Annotated in this window: 21 protein-coding genes; 3 read left to right on the top strand and 18 right to left on the bottom strand. The window is 69.4% G+C overall.

What is annotated here, in order from left to right; all coding sequences use genetic code 11:
• Positions 1–86: 86 nt before the first annotated feature.
• From OG828_RS18770 to OG828_RS18845, 16 genes are all read right to left on the bottom strand, one after another.
• The gene (locus tag OG828_RS18770) at positions 87–287 is read right to left on the bottom strand and encodes a hypothetical protein (RefSeq protein WP_328438787.1); all 201 of its coding nucleotides are present in this window, start codon (positions 285–287) and stop codon (positions 87–89) included.
• A 177-nt stretch (positions 288–464) separates the two neighbouring features.
• The gene (locus OG828_RS18775) at positions 465–944 is read right to left on the bottom strand and encodes a hypothetical protein (RefSeq protein ID WP_210577088.1); all 480 of its coding nucleotides are present in this window, start codon (positions 942–944) and stop codon (positions 465–467) included.
• 100 nt (positions 945–1,044) lie between these two features.
• On the bottom strand, positions 1,045–1,692 hold the full coding sequence (locus tag OG828_RS18780; RefSeq protein ID WP_328438789.1) for an OmpA family protein: 648 nt from the start codon (positions 1,690–1,692) through the stop codon (positions 1,045–1,047).
• 8 nt (positions 1,693–1,700) lie between these two features.
• Positions 1,701–2,285 carry a hypothetical protein gene (locus tag OG828_RS18785; protein WP_328438790.1) on the bottom strand — a complete coding sequence of 195 codons (585 nt, stop codon included), beginning with the start codon at positions 2,283–2,285 and terminating at the stop codon, positions 1,701–1,703.
• Positions 2,286–2,301: 16 nt separating this feature from the next.
• Complete coding sequence (locus OG828_RS18790) at positions 2,302–2,922, bottom strand: pilus assembly protein TadG-related protein (protein WP_443060280.1); 621 nt, start codon at positions 2,920–2,922, stop codon at positions 2,302–2,304.
• Positions 2,919–3,107 (bottom strand): Flp family type IVb pilin, encoded by a 189-nt coding sequence (locus OG828_RS18795; protein ID WP_328442649.1) that lies wholly within the window; start codon positions 3,105–3,107, stop codon positions 2,919–2,921. The genes OG828_RS18790 and OG828_RS18795 overlap by 4 nt, the downstream gene beginning before the upstream one ends.
• Before the next feature lie 112 nt (positions 3,108–3,219).
• On the bottom strand, positions 3,220–4,029 hold the full coding sequence (locus OG828_RS18800) for a response regulator transcription factor (RefSeq protein ID WP_328501779.1): 810 nt from the start codon (positions 4,027–4,029) through the stop codon (positions 3,220–3,222).
• A complete protein-coding gene (locus OG828_RS18805; protein ID WP_443062507.1) occupies positions 3,999–5,354 on the bottom strand; it encodes a sensor histidine kinase in 1,356 nt (451 codons plus the stop codon). Before OG828_RS18805 ends, OG828_RS18800 begins: the two co-directional genes overlap by 31 nt.
• Before the next feature lie 22 nt (positions 5,355–5,376).
• Complete coding sequence (locus OG828_RS18810; RefSeq protein ID WP_328501780.1) at positions 5,377–6,264, bottom strand: DUF5936 domain-containing protein; 888 nt, start codon at positions 6,262–6,264, stop codon at positions 5,377–5,379.
• A gap of 16 nt (positions 6,265–6,280) precedes the next feature.
• Positions 6,281–7,222, bottom strand: coding sequence for a type II secretion system F family protein (locus tag OG828_RS18815; protein WP_328357853.1), 942 nt, complete (start codon positions 7,220–7,222; stop codon positions 6,281–6,283).
• A gap of 10 nt (positions 7,223–7,232) precedes the next feature.
• Positions 7,233–8,570: a CpaF family protein gene (locus OG828_RS18820; RefSeq protein WP_328357854.1), complete on the bottom strand. Its 1,338-nt coding sequence runs from the start codon at positions 8,568–8,570 to the stop codon at positions 7,233–7,235.
• 12 nt (positions 8,571–8,582) lie between these two features.
• Entirely contained in the window at positions 8,583–8,945 is a 363-nt protein-coding gene (locus tag OG828_RS18825; protein ID WP_328438794.1) for a TadE/TadG family type IV pilus assembly protein, read from the bottom strand.
• 1 nt (position 8,946) lies between these two features.
• Complete coding sequence (locus OG828_RS18830) at positions 8,947–9,315, bottom strand: TadE/TadG family type IV pilus assembly protein (protein WP_328438795.1); 369 nt, start codon at positions 9,313–9,315, stop codon at positions 8,947–8,949.
• Positions 9,312–10,553 carry an AAA family ATPase gene (locus tag OG828_RS18835; RefSeq protein ID WP_328501781.1) on the bottom strand — a complete coding sequence of 414 codons (1,242 nt, stop codon included), beginning with the start codon at positions 10,551–10,553 and terminating at the stop codon, positions 9,312–9,314. Before OG828_RS18835 ends, OG828_RS18830 begins: the two co-directional genes overlap by 4 nt.
• Positions 10,554–10,562: 9 nt before the next feature.
• The gene (cpaB, locus tag OG828_RS18840) at positions 10,563–11,270 is read right to left on the bottom strand and encodes a Flp pilus assembly protein CpaB (protein WP_210577078.1); all 708 of its coding nucleotides are present in this window, start codon (positions 11,268–11,270) and stop codon (positions 10,563–10,565) included.
• 55 nt (positions 11,271–11,325) lie between these two features.
• Entirely contained in the window at positions 11,326–12,228 is a 903-nt protein-coding gene (locus tag OG828_RS18845; RefSeq protein WP_328501782.1) for a hypothetical protein, read from the bottom strand.
• Between the two features lie 233 nt (positions 12,229–12,461).
• Here OG828_RS18845 and OG828_RS18850 point away from each other — a divergent pair, with 233 nt between their 5' ends.
• From OG828_RS18850 to OG828_RS18860, 3 genes are all read left to right on the top strand, one after another.
• The gene (locus OG828_RS18850; protein WP_328501783.1) at positions 12,462–14,147 is read left to right on the top strand and encodes a chitinase; all 1,686 of its coding nucleotides are present in this window, start codon (positions 12,462–12,464) and stop codon (positions 14,145–14,147) included.
• A gap of 129 nt (positions 14,148–14,276) precedes the next feature.
• Positions 14,277–14,795 (top strand): SigE family RNA polymerase sigma factor, encoded by a 519-nt coding sequence (locus OG828_RS18855; protein ID WP_328501784.1) that lies wholly within the window; start codon positions 14,277–14,279, stop codon positions 14,793–14,795.
• An 80-nt stretch (positions 14,796–14,875) separates the two neighbouring features.
• On the top strand, positions 14,876–16,135 hold the full coding sequence (locus OG828_RS18860; protein WP_328501785.1) for a hypothetical protein: 1,260 nt from the start codon (positions 14,876–14,878) through the stop codon (positions 16,133–16,135).
• Here OG828_RS18860 and OG828_RS18865 read toward each other — a convergent pair.
• Together OG828_RS18865 and OG828_RS18870 are read right to left on the bottom strand one after the other, a co-directional pair.
• On the bottom strand, positions 16,117–16,551 hold the full coding sequence (locus tag OG828_RS18865; protein WP_328501786.1) for a hypothetical protein: 435 nt from the start codon (positions 16,549–16,551) through the stop codon (positions 16,117–16,119). The two genes, OG828_RS18860 and OG828_RS18865, sit on opposite strands and share 19 nt — an antisense overlap.
• Before the next feature lie 27 nt (positions 16,552–16,578).
• Positions 16,579–17,889 carry an Nramp family divalent metal transporter gene (locus OG828_RS18870; RefSeq protein ID WP_328501787.1) on the bottom strand — a complete coding sequence of 437 codons (1,311 nt, stop codon included), beginning with the start codon at positions 17,887–17,889 and terminating at the stop codon, positions 16,579–16,581.
• Positions 17,890–17,926: the final 37 nt, after the last annotated feature.

Below are 17,926 nucleotides of genomic sequence, written 5' to 3' on the forward strand. Positions count from 1 at the left end.
GGCGTGTCATTACTCGGCACAGCAGTAAGTCGGTTTGAAGGCCGGTGCCGTCCAGATCGAGGCAGGCGCTGGAGTCCACACGCCTGTCAGCGGTTCAGGTCCATGACCCCGACATGCAGCCCGGCATAGGCCTCCGGTGCGACCGTGGCAACCAGTGCTCCGTCGGGAAGCATCGGGTTCGGTCGCGCGACATGTACGGCTGCGGCGACACCGCAGGTGACACCGTCGCGCAGCAGTTCGGCGACGGTCATGGCCATCGCGTAGTCGTCGTCAATGACGCGGAACACGTCCAGCAGTACGCCCGCGTGGGCCACGATCCCCGCACGCGATCCAGGCGCGGTAGGTGTTCTCTCGGGCCTGTTGGGCGAGGCTTTCCCAGCCCTTGGCGGCGGCCGCGTCCGCGAAGCGGACTTCCCAGTGGCCCTCTGGTGCCGGTGGTGCGGCGCGGTCGCCACGGCCCGCGGTCATGCGGCGCCCCGCGGGTCCGGTACCGGGCCGTAGTCGTCGCCGTGGTCCCTGGTCAGCGCGGCCAGCAGTTCCGGGTCGGAGTAGACCTCGGCGGTGTGCTGCCAGGCGATGAGCAGTTGGGCGACGGACGCGCTGTTGCCGAGCGAGTCGGCGGCACGCATGGTGTCGACCAGTTCGACGGCGAAGGCGTGGAGATCCGGCTCGGGCAGGAAACGGACCCACGGGAAGGCGTCCGGCAGTATGTCGAGGAGCAGTTCCATGCTGCCTGGCTCCCGGCGCGCCATCGCGGCGAGCATTCGGGTGGCTGCCGACACCACGGTCTGGTCCTGCTCGGCCCTCGCCGCCGTGGTGAGGACCAGGTCCTCGCCATCTCTGCGGTGCAGGAGCAGTCTCGGCGATTCCTGGAGCCGGGCAAGCGTCTGCTTGTTCTTGTTCACCAGCTCGGAGAAGTTCACGGCTGCATTCTCGGTACCCACAACTTTGAAACTACTTCGAAACTCGCCCTGGCGCCATCACCCAAAAGAGGGGCGGAGGGCCAGCTCGGACCCACTGGCCAAGAAGCGGGCGGCCCCACGGTCAGTTCTCGGAGCGGGGGAAGGTCACCTCCACCCGTCGGTTCTTCCTGCGACTCTCCTCCGTGGCGTTCGAGGCGATCGGGTACTGCTCGCCGTAGCCGCGGACCTCGAAGGTGATGTTGGGGTCGTTCAGTTCCTCGTCCAGGACTTCCTGTACGGCGTTGGCGCGCTGTTTGGAGAGGACGTCGCCGTGGGCGGAGGAACCGAGGTTGTCCGTGAAGCCGAAGACGCGGATCCGTGTCGCGTTCTGGGTCTTGATCTCGTCCGCGATCGCGGAGAGGCGGGACCTCGCCTCGCCCGTCAGTCTCGCGCTGTCCTTCGGGAACAGGACCTCCGCCTGGAGCGCGAACTTCACGTCCGCGTTGGTGTCCTCCCGGCGTTCGTCGCCGCTCTGGTCCTCGACGACCTGCTTGATGTCCAGCACCTTGGGTGCGGCGAGCGTGGCCCCTTCCGGGAGCTTGAGATCGGGGTCGTTGGGGTCGACCTCGACGGGCGCGGAAGCGGAGGGTTCGGTGCCCGGCGGGACGCTGGGGCCGTCGGCGGCGCGGGCATGCGTCGGGGCCAGCAGGGTGGCGGCGACCATGACGGACGTGGCGCCGAGGGTCAGGGCGAGACGGGGAGGCACGCCCCAGGTCGAGGTGGCGGTCATCGTCGGCCTCACCCGGAGATCTGGATGGTGGCGGAGGCGAACGTCGGCAACTGGAACGCCACTTCGGTCGTGTCCGCGGGCGGTGCCGGGAACTGCATGAACACCGCCAGGCTGTCGCCGGCCTTGAGGATCGAGAAACCCGTGGTCGTCAGCGGGCGGCCATCGGTGTCGCGCAGTACGTAGTACCGCTTCTTGCCCTTTGAGTCGACAAGCGTGGCGCCCCCGAGCGACCTGCCGTTTCGGACGATCTCGGTCTCGTTTCCGCTCAGCGCCGCGGGCACCGTGACGCTCTCGGCACCGTCGTTCTTCAGTTCGGCGTTCACCGTGACGAAGCCGCCGGCGTCACGCTGAGCAGAGGCGATCTGGAGGAGCAGTCCGTTCGAGCCCTTCAACTCAGCCATCGGCGTGTCCGACTGGCCCTCCTGAGTACTCGGGTCGGATCCGCCGTCCTTGGAAGCCGATGCGGACGCCTTCGGCTTCTCGTCGTCGCCGCCACCACCGCCGCCGCAGCCGGACACACCGACGGCCAGACCGGCCGCCAGCGTCAACGCGACCATCCCCCTGCGGGCCTTCGCAGTGAACCGAATGCTCATCGCTCTGCTTCCTTCGTCACTCGTCATTCGCTTGCGCGTCGGCCAGATGGACGTCGAAGAGGTCCTCGGGGCCCGGGAGATCGCCGAGATCGTCCGGGTCCAGCTCCCAGTTCACGTCGTCCTCGCAGTTGAGCTCCGGCAGTACGTCGTCCCCGGCATCCTCACCCGGGGGATCGAAGTCGCACAGCGGCTCGATCACGGCGGCGGCGGAGGCTTTTGAGTATGTGTTCTCCGTGCCGGGCACGATGGAGTCGCCGACGGACTTCGTGGTCGTAACAGTGACCTCATAGCCCGGCGGCAGCCCGGGCATCGGGTCGCAGGCCGCCGTTGCATCGTTCTGCGCTGCCAACTCGTGAGCCCGCCCGCACCCGTCGAGTTCCACATCCACGCCGTCGAGGATGTCCCGCCACTTCGTCGGGTCGAGAACGTTGTCCACCCACTCGTCCGTGAGCTTGTCGCGGGTGTCGAGGGCAGCCGCGAGCGCGGCCGCGTCCGCTGCCGTCTGAGCGCCGTTCCGGTTCGCGGCCGCCTGGCCAACCGCCAGGTAAACGAACGCGAGAAAGAGCAGGCCCCCGACCACCGTGATGTAGATGGGGAAAGCCTGCCCTGCGTCGCCGAATCTACGGGCTGACGTCAGCCGGTGAGATTCGCGATCTGCGTGGTGATGGCGTCGTAGATCGTCTGCCCGATGTCCGTCCCAGTGATCGCCAACACAATCGCCACAACCACCGCGATGATCCCCAGGTACTCGACCGCAGTCTGCCCCTTGTCGTTGTCGCGCATCCGCATGCCGCACCCCTCCGGTGTCGTCGCCTTCGGCACGCGGAGTGTATGCAGGAACACCCCGGGTTGCCGAGGGCCCCAGGGCCCAAATCCGGACCCGGCTGCGGAGTCGGATGCTCGCCTTGTTGTTCCCCCAGGACGTCACCGCAGGTCACCCCAGTCCTGTCGCGGAACTCGGTGCCGTGCCCAGCCACTTCGCGGCGGCTTCGGCGCGGCTGGTGCTGTGGAGTTTGGCGAAAATGCGGTTGATGTGGTTCTTGACGGTCTTCTCGCTGATGAAGCAGGCGGCGGCGATCTGCTGGTTGTTCAGGCCAGTTGCGATGAGGTCCATGATCTCCGCCTCCCTCATGCTCAGTCGGAACCGCGACCGGTCCAACGACTGTCCCATATACGATTGCAGTTGCGAAAGCCCTTTCCCGAAAGTGGGCGTGGGTACGCTGCCCGCAGTGGCTAACTGGCCTGGTGGAGCGAGTTGTTCCGGTAGCTTCGGACGACGGGCAGGTGAATTCTCACCGTATGCAGTCGCATTCACCGCTGTGCGCGTGAAGTGCCGTCGGCCCTCCCGGATGTCCCGCACCGCGGTGACCAGCTCGTCCGCCGTGAACTCGCCGTGGACCAGATAGCCGACCGCCCCTTGACGCAATGCCTCCCGGACGGTCGCCGGTTCCGTGCTGTACGTCAGCATCATGACCGGGGCGATGGAGGCCAGGTGCGGCAATGCCGAGATGCCGTCCAGTTCGGGCATGCGGACGTCCAGGAGGATCACGTCGGGGCGGTGTCGGTCCGCCGCCTCGCAGGCCTCGCGGCCGTCGGCGGCCTGCGCGACCACGGTGATGTCCTCTCGGCCGGACAGCAGCGCGGTGAGGCCTGCTCGGACCACTGGGTTGTCGTCCGCGACCAATACCCGTACGTGCGGGAGGGCTTGGGGCATCAGGCGGCCTCCTTTCGTTTGCTGCTGCATGGCGTCAGGGCCGCCAGGGGGATTTCGAGGCGGACCTCCGTGCCTCGTGCGTCGTCGCCTCGGCCGAAGTGCAGGCGCGCGCCCATCGACTCTGCCCGTTCAACCATGCCGAGCAGGCCGAAGTGGCCGGAGTCGCGGAGCTGTTCGACGGTGGAGCCGGGAGGCAGGCCGCGTCCGTCGTCGTACACGCTGATGCGCAGCGCGCCGTCTTGGACGCCTGCGCGTACGGTCACCTGGGTCGCGGACGCGTGGCGGTGGGCGTTCTCCATGGCCTCGCCGACGATCGTGAGGAGTTGGCGAGCCACTGCGTGCGCTGTCAAGAGTGGCTGATCGTCGGCGTCGGCCGGCGGATGGAACGTCGCCGGCAGCCCCGTACGCCTCGTGAAGTCGCTGGTGTAGGTGGCAAGTTGGGTGAGGATGTCGGTCGTCGGGCTCGGGTCGGATTCCTGGCGCAGGTCCTCCAGGAGTTCGCGGGACTCGGCCGCCGCCCTGCGTGCTGCTCTCGCGATCAGTTCCGCCTGTTGTTTGATCAGGGCGGGGTCCGTGTCCGGTGCGCTCGCCGAGTTCGCCAGGCCGTCCGCCGCCAGGGCCACGCCGTGCAGGGTCTTGGCCACCGAGTCGTGCATCTCCCGTGCCAGCCGGGCGCGTTCCGCGTCGACCGCCTCCGTGACGGCGAGGCGGGCCTTCACCGTGGTCAGGGCCTGGGTGGCGGTGCCGAAGCGGAGCATCAGGTTGCGCAGGGCCGAGCCGAGCGCACCGTTGATGACGCAAAACCCTGGTAGGAGCAGGGACTCCGCGAGGTCCACGTGACCCTTCCGCAGCGTCGCGTGGGCCAGCAGGAGGATCAGGGACTGGAGCGAGGCGAAGACGGCGGCGCCGCGCCAGCCGTAGACGATGCCCGCGAGCAGGGGCGTGCAGACGCTGACGTAGGCGAGGGTGGTGTCAGGGCCCGCGGAGATCAGGAGGAGCGAGCCGAAGAGGGTGTCCAGGGCGAGGAGGGTGGGGTGGCGCAGGAGGAGGGGACCGAAGCGTTCCCAGTCCCGGAAGAGGACGTACGAGACCATGAAGGTGACGACCACGGCGCTGCCTACGAGGCGGGTGCCCCAGCCCGGGTTGGCGTTGAGAAGTGCCGAGGGGGCGGCCAGGGCGATCATGGCGAGGCGGAAGCCGAAGACCTGGCGGCACATGGCCTGAAGGGCGTTCACCTGGAGCGGGAGCGCGGGTTCGGGTGGTGTCTGCGGGGGTGGCTCGGCGGCGGAAACCGGCCGACGGCGTCGCAGACCGCGGGCCTCGCCCCTCAGGCCCGCCCTGCCCGCCCTCGTCATCGCCATCGCTGATCCCTCCCCCCTACTCCCCCGTCACAGTCCCGAAGTCCGTCCCCGACCCCAGCAGCAGCCCGGCGACGAGCAGGATCATCGTGGCCGGCACCATGAAGGTGGTGATCATCAGCGTGGCCTTGGGGACGGCGCGTGCGGCCTTGCGGCGGGCGTTCTGCGCGTCGGTCCTGCGCATGTCCTTGGCCAGGGCGACCAGCGTGTCGACGATGGGGGCGCCCAGCTCCTCGCCCTGCTGCAAGGCGGTCACGAACATCGCGACCTGCTCGGAGTCGTTGCGCCGCCGCAGTTCCGCGAAGGCCTGGCGGCGGCTCATGCCGAGGTCCATCTGGCGCAGGGTGATGCGGAGTTCGTCCGCCCAGGGGCCCTCGTACTTCGAGGCGACGCGGTCCAGGGCCTGCCGGAAGCCCAGGCCCGCGCTGACCACCACCGCCAGTACGTCGAGGAAGTCGGGCAGGGTCCGCTCGATCACGTCCTTGCGGATGCGGATCGCCGACCAGATGCCCACCTCCGTCCAGAACGCCGCGAAGGCGAGCAGCAGCAGCGCCACCAGGTACTGGCCGCGCAGTACGAACACCAGGCAGCCCACGCCGCCCAGCGCGCCGTACACCGCCCGGCGTGCGGCGTAGCGGTCGATCGTGAGACCGCCCGGGTTGCCCGCCAGGTCTATCTTGCGGCGGTACTTGGCGACCTGCTTCGGGCCCATCATCCGGAGGACCGCGGGCGCGTACCGCATGCCCATGCGGTCGATCAGGGAGTCGACCGCGCCGGTCCGGGTCGCGCCGACCTCCAGGGCCAGCGCGAGGTCGCTGGGGAGTTTGGCGTCGGCACGGTACATGCGGATGCCGGCGAAGATGCCCCAGACGCCGATGCCCATCACCAGGGCCAGGAGGAGTGCCATGTCCGTCTCCCCCGCCTCAGACGTCGATCCGGGACAAGCGGCGGATCATGATGAAGCCGATCGCGTACAGCGCGAACGCGAGGATCACCGCCCCTTGTCCCACCGGTGAGCCCGTCATGCGGTCCAGGGAGCCTTCCTGCACCCCGTTCATCAGGAGCAGCGAGCCGATGCCGAGCACGGGGACGGCGTACGACGTCATGGTGACCTGGGAGAGCTGGGTGCGGATCTCGCGGCGGGTCTCTTTCCGCTCCTCCAGCGTCTCCGTCAGATTCCGCAACGCGGTCACCACCTGTCCGCCCGCCCGGTTCGACAGCACCAGGGTCGTCACCAGCACCACCAGCTCCCGCGACGGCAACCGGTCCGCCAGCTCGCCCAGCGCGTCGTCCATCGACGCGCCCACCGCCAACTGGTTGGCCACCTTGGCCAGTTCCTCCCCGGCCGGTGCCTCCAGCTCCTCCGCCGCCATCCCGATGGCCGTACGCAGGGCGAGCCCCGCGTGCGTCGCGTTCGCCAGGATGCGGGCCAGCTCGGGCAGTTGGTTGATGAACTTCTCGATCCGCTTCTGCCGCTGCCAGTTGAGGAACTGGATCGCCACCCAGATCCCCAGCGCACCGGCGAGCGGCCCGAAGAAGGGCGCCAGGGTCGCCTGGCCGATCAGCCACAGGCCCGCGACCGACGCGAGCATGTAGGCGAAGAACTCGCCCGGGGTGACGTCCAGGCCCGTCGCCGCCAGCCGGAGTTCCAGATCCTTGCCCACCTTCGTACGGCGCACCCGGCGGTCCAGGTTGCGGAAGCGGCGCCGGCGGCCGACGGGGACCTGGCCGGCGGCCGACAGACGCTCCACGAGGGCCGCCCGCTGCGCCCTGCCCGCCGCGTAGGAGTGCAGGCCCACCACGAAGAGGACGCAGGTCAGCAGGGTGATGCCGGTGGTGAGCGTGACGAGGTTGTCGAGTTCCATCGGGGTGGTCCTACCTGGCTTCTCGGGTCGACAGCTGGGCTGGGGTGTGGGCGACGCCGTAGGCCTGCGGGATGGGCTGGCTCGCCATGTAGAGGCGGTCGGCGGTGCGGCGCGGGAGCGGGAAGTGGACGTAGCTGCCGTGCACCCGGCCGTCGTGGGTCATCGGCTGGGCGTCGAAGCGGGCCACGGTCACGATGCGGTACGGCTCGCCCCCGTGGCTGTCGAGGACCGCGATCTCGGTGACGCGGCGGGCGCCGTCCGCGAAGCGGGTGAGCTGGATGATGACGTCGACGGCGCTGTTGATCTGGTCGTGCAGCGCCACGAAGGGGACTTCCACGTCCGACATGGAGGCGAGGGTCTGCAGCCGCATCAGCGCGTCCTCCGCGCTGTTGGCGTGGACCGTCGCGAGCGAGCCGTCGTGGCCCGTCGACATCGCCTGGAGCATGTCCAGGGACTCGCCGCCGCGGACCTCACCGACGACGATGCGGTCCGGGCGCATCCGGAGGGAGTTGCGCACCAGATCGCGGATGGTGACCTGCCCCTGGCCCTCCACGTTCGGCGGACGGGACTCCAGGCGGATCACATGCGACTGCTGGAGCTGGAGCTCCGCCGAGTCCTCGATGGTGATGATGCGCTCGCTCTCGGGGATGAGCCCCGACAGGGCGTTGAGGAGCGTCGTCTTTCCGGTGCCCGTCGCTCCCGACACGATGATGTTGCACCTGGCCTGCACCAGCCCCGCCAGCAGATACACCATGTGCTCGTCCAGCGAGCCGAAACCGATCAGCTCCTGGAGCGTGAACGAGCGCGGGAAGCGGCGGATGGTGAGCGTGGCGCCGGTCAGCGACAGCGGCGGGATGATCACGTTCACACGCTCGCCGGACGGCAGGCGTGCGTCGACCATCGGATTCGACTCGTCGACACGCCGGTTGACCGTGGACACGATCCGCTCGATCGTCTGCATCAGCTGGTCGTGGGAGGGGAAGCGCAGCGGCAACTGCTCGACCCGGCCGCCGCGTTCTACGAAGATCGCGTCCGGGCCGTTCACCATGATCTCGGTGATCGACGCGTCCTCCAGCAGCGGCTCGAGGATGCCGAGCCCGAGCGCCTCGTCGACCACCCGCCGGATCAGCTGCGAACGTTCGACCGTCGACAGCACCGGGCCCTCGCGGCTGATGATGTGCCCGAGGACGCGTTCCAGGCGTGCCCTGCGCTCGGCCGCCGCCAGCGAGCTCATCTCCGCGAGGTCGATCTCCTCCAGGAGCTTGGCCCGGTACGAGGCGACGAGGTGCCCGTCCTCGCCCCGGCTGCCGTTCTCCTCCGGGGTGTTGATGCGGGACCGCAGGCTCATGGGATACCTCGTTCAGTGGTCGACCGGCATGGTGGCGGTCTTGGTGGCCGGGTCGAAGTCCCAGCCGGGGACGATCGACGGGATCTGGACCGTGGCGGTGACGGTGACCTCGTCGCCACCACCCGCTTCGGAACAGGAGACGGACAGCCAGTCGCTGATCGCGTTCACGCAACCGCTCTGGGCGCTGTTGTCGAGCGACGCGGCCCGCGCCCCCGCCCGCGCCGCCGTACCGGCCTGCTGGGCGGCGTAGGCGATCAGCCCGACCTGTACGCCGGCCAGTGCGACGAGGAGCAGGATGGGGATGAACCCGAGGTATTCGATGGCGACTTGGCCGCGGTCGCGGTCGTTACGGCCGTAGAAGAGTCGGTACGACATCTCAGTCCTCCTCCTGCACGGCACCCGCATGGCCATCCACTGTGAACGGAAAGCCGATCGAGCCCGGGAAGAGGACGGGCACCTCAAGGTGCACATCGGCCGTGACATAGCCGCCGCTCGCGCTGCATGCCACGGTCGCACCTCCCTGCCACGCGCTCGGGAGATTCCGGCGCCCCGCCTCCTCGCAGGCCGCCTGCCCCTCCGAAGCCGTCCCCGCCCGCACCGCCTCGTCCGCAGCATTCCCCGCGAGCGTGAACGTGTACCCCAGCAGCACGAACTGCCACACCAGCACCAGCGTGAGGATGATCAGCGGGGTCATCCCGAGGAACTCGATGGTGACTTGGCCTTCGTCGCGCGTGCGGACTCTCATCCCCCACCGTCCCTCCGCCGCCGGAAGCCGACCGCCCCCCGCCCGCCCCGCCGGACGTCGCCTTCGGGGGCGTTCACCAGGCCGAGTTCGGCCGCGAGCGCCCACAGAGCCTGCTTGACCGTGCTTCTGCCGTCGAGTTCGTGGACGCGGCCCGCGTCGACCGCGGCGTGGAGTTCCTTGAAGTTGGCGGGGACGGCCGTGGCGGCCACGGCCGTACCGGTGATCTTCTGGATCAGCGAGGGCTGGATCTCCGTACCGCGGGTGTGGCGGTTGACGACGACCGTCGTCTCCTCGGCCTTGCGGATCTGGAGCCGGTCCCACATGCGGACGGTGCGCTTGGCGCCGCGGACGGAGACCACGTCCGGGGTGGTGACGAGCAGGGCCCTGTCCGCCATCTCGACCGCCGCCGCGCTCGCGCCGCTCACCTGGGCGCCGCAGTCGATGACGACGACCTCGTAGCGGGAGCGCAGGGCGCCGACGATCTGCCGGGCGGCGCGGTCGGTGACCTCCTCGCCGCGTTCGCCCTCGCCGGGGGCGAGCAGCAGCGCGAGGCCGGTGTCGTGGCGGAAGACCGCGTCGGCGAGGACGCGCGGGGATATGTCAGTGATGATGGCGAGGTCGACGACCGAGCGCCGGAACTGGATGTCCAGGTAGGAGGCGATGTCGCCGGCCTGGAGGTCCATGTCCACCAGGGCGGCCGACCGGCCCGACGCCTGGGCGGCGAGGGCGAGTTGGATCGCCGTCAGGGTCGCGCCCACCCCGCCCTTGGCGCCGCTCACCGTGATCACCGTGCCGCCCACACCGGTGAACACGTCGACCGCGCCGCCCAGATGGCGCCGTACGCCCGTGGACCACTGGGCGACCGCCTGGACGCGGCTGGCCAGTTCCTCGTAGTTCAGCGGGAGCGCCACCAGGCCCCGGGCGCCGTAGTCCATGGCGGCCTGGAAGAGGCCGGGGCTGGCGTCGGAGGTGACCAGGATGACGCCGACGGCCGGGAAGCGCAGGGCGACGTCGCGGATCAGCTCCAGGGCGGGGACCGGGCCGATGCGTTCGTGGACGACGACGACCTCGGGCAGTTCGTCGACCGACTCGGCGGCGAGCCGGGAGAGGGTGTCGACGAGCTGGGTGGAGTCGACCACCGGGGCGACCGGCTCGGCGTCCGGGAGCTGGCTGAGCAGGGTGGTGAGGGACCGGACCGCGTCCGGATCGCCGACCGCCGGGAGGATCCTCGTGGGCATGCGGGCCTCTCACTTGTCCTTGGCGAGTTCGTACGTCCGGTCCTGCTCGGGAATGGTGCCGGTCTCCCCCGGCGCGACCAGCGCGAGCCGGACCCGCTGGGCGAAGGACTCGGCGTACGTGATGCGCTGGGCGTCGAGCGCGGAGAGCGCGAAGGTGATGGGAACGGCCTTGGTGGCCTCCCGGGTGCGGTCGTCGGCGTCGGGCTCGAGCGGGGTGAGATCGCCGACGTCGAGGACCCTGGCGTTGGTCACGATGATCTTGGACTGATCGGGGTCACCCTCACGCTCGCCCTCGAAAGTGGCATACACGTTGACCGTGGAACCCGGCGTGATCTTGCCCGCCACACCGGTCGCCGAATCGATCATGATGGCGACTTCCTGCTGCCCGGCCTGCAGCGCGGGCTGGTCCACGATCATGTCGCTCTGCAGCAGGGAGCCCTTCTTCAGGGTCGTCACGGCGATCTTGCCCTCGATCTGCCGCAGATCGGTGACGGCGGTGTCGGACAGCCAGCGCTCCGGCATTTCGACCTTCTCGAACTGGCCCGCGCCGAGGGCCTCGTAGGGCTCCACGTTCGACTTGACCCGGTAGGCGGTCACCTCGGGACCGACCTTGGACTCCACGTCGTTGACGACGGAGAGGACGCCGGCGAACGCGCCGAGGGCGCACAGGACCGACAGGAGCAGGAGTATCACGCCGCGGCGCTGACGGGAGTTCATGAACCGTAGAACCTCATCGGGGGGTGGGGGTCGAGCGGTGTCGGGTGGTGCGGGCTCATCCGGCTGTTATCTGTTTCCGGTTCTGGTGCTGAATCTGCCTGTGCTGCCGAGGCTTTTGCAGGCTCTGGTGCTGTTCCTCGAGGACGGGCGGGGTGGCGGAGCAGAAGACGCAGCGGTCGCCGATGACGTCGATGCCGCACCAGTGGCAGACGTTCTGCCGCACCGAGGTGACCAGTTGGTAGAGGACCGAGAGGTCGGGCAGGTAGGAGCAGAACTCGATCAGCTTGCCGGTCCCCCACCAGTGCGGGGACTCGGCGGGCAGCGGGGCCTCCCGCAGCCCGTGCACCCGCCAGGAGTTGGCCAGGCTCTCCGTGACCCAGTCCGACTGCAGCTGCCCCTTGGCGAACAGCATCCAGGTCGCGAACTCCGGGCCGGTCAGCGCGGCTCCGGGCTGGAGCTTCACCAGCTGCGGCTCGGGATGTGCGACGACCCCGAAGTGGGTGCCGGGCACCCAGGACTTGGCGTGCGACTTCAGGCCGACGGGGACGCGGTCGAGACGGGCGACCGAGCCGAGCAGCGCGCCGGCGTGGATGTAGTGCGTGAGTAGCCGGCCGGCGGAGGCGAGCACGCCGGGGCTGAGGTCGCAGGAGGCGAGTTGCCTCAACTGGCGGGCCAGGACGGCGAGTCCGAGCGGAGGCAGCGACGGACGGAACAGGGCGATCCGGTCGCTCTCCAGCAGGGACCGTACGGTGTGCAGCCGCTGCGTCACGGCCGCGGGAACCGCCTGTGAGCACACGACGATGACATGACCGTGCTGGTCGATCAGCGCCTGCACGGCGGCGAGCGACTGGTCGAGCGGCTGCCGGTCCAGGTCCGGGAGCACCACCGCGGGCACGGTGCGCTCGTCGTGCGGCGGCAGCGCCAGGTCGGCACTGGTCACGGCAATGGCAGTTGGCACGTGCAGCTCCCCGGTTCACCCGCCCCTGTCGGCCCGCCGGTGATACCCCGACGCACCGAGTCGACTTCACAGCGTGACTACCAAAGCACTGTAACCACGCGTCAATGACCGGAGAACAGCGTTTCTGTAGCTGTGAAGCATCCGGCGATGCACAAGAGCTGCCAAAACGGGGCAGGTTGAGCATCTCGGCAGCACCTCTTGACAACAGAATTGGTCTGGACCAACGTGTTGTCATGTCCCCACAGAAAAGATCGATACGACTCTGGGCGGGTGCCGTCACCGCCGCCCTGGCCCTCTCCCTCACCGGTGCGGGCCAGGCGTCCGCCGCCGACGTCAACAACGCCAAGAACGCCGGTTTCGAGGCCGGCCTCAGCAACTGGACCTGTTCCGCGAACAGCGGCACGACGGTCACCTCCCCCGTGCGCACCGGCACGACCGCGCTGAAGGCGACCCCGGCCGGGCAGGACAACGCCCGCTGCACCCAGACGGTCGCCGTCAAGCCCAACTCGACGTACGCGCTGAGCGCCTGGGTGCAGGGCGGGTACGCCTATCTGGGCGTGACCGGCACCGGCACCACGGACGTGTCGACCTGGACCCCGGACTCGGCGAGCTGGAAGCCGCTGACGACGTCGTTCACCACGGGTGCCTCGACGACATCCGTCACGGTGTACACGCACGGCTGGTACGGACAGCCCGCGTACTACGCCGACGACCTCTCCGTGTACGGCCCCGACGGGGACGGCGGGACCGATCCGGCGCCGACGATCCCCGGTGCGCCGGCCGGTCTGTCGGTGTCGGGCACCACGTCCTCGTCCGTGTCCCTCGCCTGGAACACGGTCGCGGGAGCAACGGGCTACCACGTCTACCGGGACGGTACGAAGGTGACGGCGGTGACCGGAACGTCGGCCACCGTCACGGGACTCACCGCCTCCACCTCGTACGCCTTCCAGGTCACGGCGGTCAACGCGGCCGGTGAGTCGGTGAAGTCGGCGGCGGTGACGGGGCGGACGACGGCGACCCCGGTGGGCCCCGCCCTGCCGGAGCACGCGGTGACCGGTTACTGGCAGAACTTCAACAACGGCGCCACGGTGCAGAAGCTCGCGGACGTCCAGTCCCAGTACGACATCATCGCGGTGGCGTTCGCGGACGCGACGTCGACGCCGGGCGCGGTGACCTTCAACCTGGACTCGGCGGGGCTCGGCGGTTACACGGTCGACCAGTTCAAGGCGGACGTGAAGGCGAAGCAGGCGGCCGGGAAGAAGGTCATCGTCTCGGTCGGCGGTGAGCGCGGCACGGTGGCCGTGAACGACTCGGCATCGGCGGCCAACTTCGCGAACTCGGTGTACTCGCTGATGCAGACGTACGGCTTCGACGGCGTCGACATCGACCTGGAGAACGGCCTCAACGCCACCTACATGACGCAGGCGCTGCGGTCGCTCTCGTCAAAGGCGGGCTCGTCGCTGGTCATCACGATGGCGCCGCAGACGATCGACATGCAGTCGACGTCGAACTCCTACTTCCAGACGGCCCTGAACATCAAGGACATCCTCACGGTCGTCAACATGCAGTACTACAACAGCGGTTCGATGCTGGGCTGCGACGGCAAGGTCTACAGCCAGGGCTCGGTGGACTTCCTGACGGCGCTGGCCTGCATCCAGCTGGAGGGCGGTCTGGCACCGTCGCAGGTGGGCCTGGGTCTTCCGGCCTCGACGCGCGGCGCCGGCAGCGGGTATGTCTCGCCCTCCGTGGTGAACAACGCGCTGGACTGCCTGGCGAGGGGCACGAACTGCGGCTCCTTCAAGCCGTCCAGGACCTATCCCGACCTGCGGGGCGCGATGACCTGGTCCACCAACTGGGACGCGGCGGCCGGGAACGCGTGGTCCAACGCGGTGGGGCCGCATGTGCACGGGCTGCCGTAGGCGATGACGATCGAACGGGGCACCCGGCGAATCCGCCGGGTGCCCCTTCGTCGCGTCGGTCTTGTCGCTGTGAAACATTTCCCCGGGCCCACCGCATCAATGAGGTGAAGGCCGACGAGGGGGGAGTCCATGAGACAGGTCCGCGGGAGCGGTGCCGAGACGTATGCGGCGTTCGCGGCGGCGCGAGCGGGGCATCTCTACCGGTCCGCGTGCCTGCTGACCGCGGGGGACACGCATCTGGCCGAGGACCTGGTGCAGGAGACCCTCGGGCGGCTGTACGTCAGATGGGGACGCGTCTCCCGGGTCGGCAACCCGGCGGGGTACGCGCAGACCGTCCTCACCCGCACCTTCCTCGCCCATCAGCGCCGCCGCAGCAGCACCGAGCGCGCCACGGACGTCCTGCCGGAGCTGCCGTACGCCGCCGCCGGCGACACCTCCCTGCGGCTCACCCTGCTGGAAGCGCTCGCCCGGCTGCCCGCCAAGGACCGGGCGGTGGTCGTCCTGCGCTACTGGGAGGACCGCTCCATCGAGGAGACCGCCGACGCGATGAACACCAGTTCGGCCGCGGTCCGCACCCGGTGCACCCGCGCGCTGTCCCGGCTGCGCGAATTCCTCGGCGAGGACATGGACGAGTACGCCGCCCCCTGATCCACGCCGCCCCTGACCCACGCCACCCCTCATTCGCCATCGAGCCCAGACCGACACCTCTGCAGAAACGGTGGTTTGCCATGCCCTCCGAACCCCAGGAAGACCTCTTCGCACACCGGCTCGGCAACGCCCTGACCGAGGCCGGCGACCACTTCGAGACCGACCGTCACGCCCTCGTCGTCGCCGGCGAGGCCCGCGGCCGCCGACTGCGGTACCGCCGCCGGGCGGCCCTCGTCGGCGGCGTCGCCGGGATCGCGCTCGTCGGCGTCGGCAGCGCGCTGCTCCTGCCGGCCGACGACGCCGACGGGCGGGCGTCCGTGGCCGTCGACAGCTCGACACCGAGCCCTTCCGCCGACGGCCAGTTGCCGGGCGCCACCGTCGTCCGCGCGCTCGAGGAGATGCTCCCCAAGGGGACGTACAGCCGGCAGCAGGGCGCGGGCACCAGCACGGGATCGCCGTACGCCTCGCTGGTGTACGACGACGGAAAGGGCGGCGCGCTCGTCAGCGTCTCCCTGGCCAAGGTGGAGGCGGGCGGCGAGGCGGCCGAGCAGCTGACCACCTGCCCGGACAAGGCCCTCGTCGCGTACGACGCCTGTACCACGAGCAAGGTGCACGACGGCACGCTCATGATCTACCAGGGGTACGAGTACCCGGACCGACGCGTGGAGACGAAGCAGTGGTACGCCTCGCTCGTCACGCCGCACGGCCATCACGTCATGGTGAGCGAGTGGAACGCGGAGGCCGAGAAGGACGCTCCGCTCACCCGCGACCAACCGCCCTTGTCGCCGGGGCAGTTGAAGAGCATCGCCACCAAGGACTTCTGGATGATCGCCATCGACGCCGCCGCCAGGAACGCCCCGGCGGAGAAGTCACCCGACACCTCGGACGCATCCACCGACCGGCCCGCCGAGCCCACCGGCACCGACGTGCAGAAGACGCTCGCGGCCCTGCTCCCCAAGGACACCGAGGTCGTCTCCCAGGGCGGTGAGGGCGAGTACGGCTATGTCGTGGCCGACGACGGCAGCGGCCAGAGCCTCGTCCAGATCAATGTGCAGCCCGACATGCGCGACGTCGCGGACCAGCTCTTCGGCGCGGACGCCGAGGTCCTCGGCGACGGCACGAAGGTCGCCGTGCGGCAGGGCCCCGGCGAGAAGGGCGGCGAGGGGGTCGTCATGTGGACCGTCGACACGATCCGTACCGACGGCCGGCGCGTCGTGGTGAGCGCCTTCAACTCGGGTGCCCAGCACACCGCCGCGACCCGTGACACCCCAGCGCTGACCATCGCCGAGCTGCGGGAGATCGCCCTCAGCCCGAAGTGGGTTCAGCCCATGGGCCGGTAGTACCCCAGCACGCCCGCCAGCTGACCGAACCACTCCCCCAGCCGATCGCCGCGCTTGGCGTCGACCGCGCACTCGAAGAACCGCCCGTCGACGTGGGCGACCCCGACGACGAGGACGTTGCCGTTCGCCTTGTAGTGGACGCCGCGGATCTCGGGCCAGGTAAGGTCGAGGTTCATGCCGTGGTTCTCGAAGGCGACCCCGGAGGCGTCCACGACGACGGCGTTGCGCCGGTCCACGGCCAGGAACTCCGGGCCCGCGGGAGCCGGGTGGGGCGGCATCGGCGCGGGGTGAGGTGCGTACGACGGTGGGCCGGGCGGCGGCGCGGGGACGTAGGGCTGCGGGGGGACGTACGGCTGCGGGGGCGGGCCGAAGCCGGGCGGTGTCGACGGCGGTGGGCCGGGATCGGGCTGCTGCATGAGCGCACGGTAACGCGGCCCGAGGACCTAGAAGAACTCGGACCAGGGCTGGTCCCAGATCTGCTTCACGCACAGCACCAGGAACAGCAGCCCGGCGATGGCGAGCATCGCGTTGCTCACCGGGCCGTTGCGCCATTCGCGCGGGGTGCGTGAGCTGTTGAGGAGCCAGATCAGGGTGCCGGCGAGGAAGGGGAGGAAGGCCGCGCCCAGGACGCCGTAGATGATGATCAGTCGGAAGGGCTGGCCCTCGAAGAGCAGCACCATGGGCGGGAAGGTGAGCCACAGCAGGTAGGCGCGGAACGGCCAGGCCCGCTCGCGCTCGCCGGACGCCACCTCCTCGCCCGTCGCCTTCTCGCGCTTCTGCTGCCGGGCCACGAAGTCCGCGAACATCAGGCTCACGCCGTGCCAGACGCCGATGAGGGAGGTGAACGAGGTGGCGAAGAAGCCGATCAGGAAGAACTTCGCCGTCGCCGAGCCGTACTCGTCCTCCAGGATGTCGCCCAGCTGGATGAGGCCCTTGTCGCCGCTGGCGATGGCGATGTTCGCGGAGTGCAGCATCTCCGCGCCGACGAAGAGCATGGCGACGACGAAGACGCCGGTCGTGGCATAGGCGACCCGGTTGTCCAGGCGCATCACCTTCATCCACCCGGTGTTCGTCCACCCCTTGGCGTTGACCCAGTACCCGTACGCGGCCAGCGTGATGGTGCCGCCGACGCCACCGATCAGGCCCAGCGTGTTGAGGATCGAGTCCTTCTCGTCGGGCAGCACCGGCAACAGCCCCGCGAAGGCGTCCCCGAGGTTCGGCGTGACCCGGATCGCCAGATACACCGTCACCACGAACATGACGCCGACCAGCACCGTCATGACCTTCTCGAACACCGCGTACTTGTTGAACCAGACGAACACCAGCCCGACCAGCCCGCACGCGATGCCCCACCACTTGAGGTCCATCACATCCGGGAACAGCGCCTGCAACGGCAGCGCACTCGACGACATCGCCGCCGCGCCATAGACGAAGCCCCAGATCACGACGTAGACGACGAAGAACCACGTCGTCCAACGCCCCAGACTCGCCCACCCGTCGAACAGCGTCCGCCCCGTCGACAAATGCCAGCGCCCCGCCGCCTCGGCCAACGAGATCTTGACGAGGCAGCCGATGACGGCCGCCCACAGGAGCGTGTACCCGAAGTTGCTGCCCGCGATCAGCGTCGCCACCAGGTCACCGGCCCCGACACCGGTCGCCGCGACGACGATGCCGGGCCCGATGTATTTCCAACTGGACTTGCGGGGAGTGCGCGTGACGTCGCCGGTCGCCTGATTACCCGTGGTCTCAGCCATGCCGATCAAGAAACCGCAAAAGAACGGCACAGACAAG

The organism is Streptomyces sp. NBC_00457 (assembly GCF_036014015.1).
GTDB lineage: Bacteria > Actinomycetota > Actinomycetes > Streptomycetales > Streptomycetaceae > Streptomyces.

Excerpts from the sequence above, each read along its gene's own strand:
- OG828_RS18825 (WP_328438794.1), bottom strand. The coding sequence starts at position 8,945 with ATGTCGTACCGACTCTTCTACGGCCGTAACGACCGCGACCGCGGCCAA.
- OG828_RS18850 (WP_328501783.1), top strand. The coding sequence starts at position 12,462 with ATGTCCCCACAGAAAAGATCGATACGACTCTGGGCGGGTGCCGTCACC.
- OG828_RS18785 (WP_328438790.1), bottom strand. The coding sequence starts at position 2,285 with ATGAGCATTCGGTTCACTGCGAAGGCCCGCAGGGGGATGGTCGCGTTG.
- OG828_RS18780 (WP_328438789.1), bottom strand. The coding sequence starts at position 1,692 with ATGACCGCCACCTCGACCTGGGGCGTGCCTCCCCGTCTCGCCCTGACC.
- OG828_RS18855 (WP_328501784.1), top strand. The coding sequence starts at position 14,277 with ATGAGACAGGTCCGCGGGAGCGGTGCCGAGACGTATGCGGCGTTCGCG.
- OG828_RS18800 (WP_328501779.1), bottom strand. The coding sequence starts at position 4,029 with ATGCAGCAGCAAACGAAAGGAGGCCGCCTGATGCCCCAAGCCCTCCCG.
- OG828_RS18865 (WP_328501786.1), bottom strand. The coding sequence starts at position 16,551 with ATGCAGCAGCCCGATCCCGGCCCACCGCCGTCGACACCGCCCGGCTTC.
- OG828_RS18830 (WP_328438795.1), bottom strand. The coding sequence starts at position 9,315 with ATGAGAGTCCGCACGCGCGACGAAGGCCAAGTCACCATCGAGTTCCTC.
- OG828_RS18815 (WP_328357853.1), bottom strand. The coding sequence starts at position 7,222 with ATGGAACTCGACAACCTCGTCACGCTCACCACCGGCATCACCCTGCTG.
- OG828_RS18870 (WP_328501787.1), bottom strand. The coding sequence starts at position 17,889 with ATGGCTGAGACCACGGGTAATCAGGCGACCGGCGACGTCACGCGCACT.
- OG828_RS18860 (WP_328501785.1), top strand. The coding sequence starts at position 14,876 with ATGCCCTCCGAACCCCAGGAAGACCTCTTCGCACACCGGCTCGGCAAC.
- cpaB (WP_210577078.1), bottom strand. The coding sequence starts at position 11,270 with ATGAACTCCCGTCAGCGCCGCGGCGTGATACTCCTGCTCCTGTCGGTC.
- OG828_RS18810 (WP_328501780.1), bottom strand. The coding sequence starts at position 6,264 with ATGGCACTCCTCCTGGCCCTGGTGATGGGCATCGGCGTCTGGGGCATC.
- OG828_RS18820 (WP_328357854.1), bottom strand. The coding sequence starts at position 8,570 with ATGAGCCTGCGGTCCCGCATCAACACCCCGGAGGAGAACGGCAGCCGG.
- OG828_RS18835 (WP_328501781.1), bottom strand. The coding sequence starts at position 10,553 with ATGCCCACGAGGATCCTCCCGGCGGTCGGCGATCCGGACGCGGTCCGG.
- OG828_RS18805 (WP_443062507.1), bottom strand. The coding sequence starts at position 5,354 with ATGACGAGGGCGGGCAGGGCGGGCCTGAGGGGCGAGGCCCGCGGTCTG.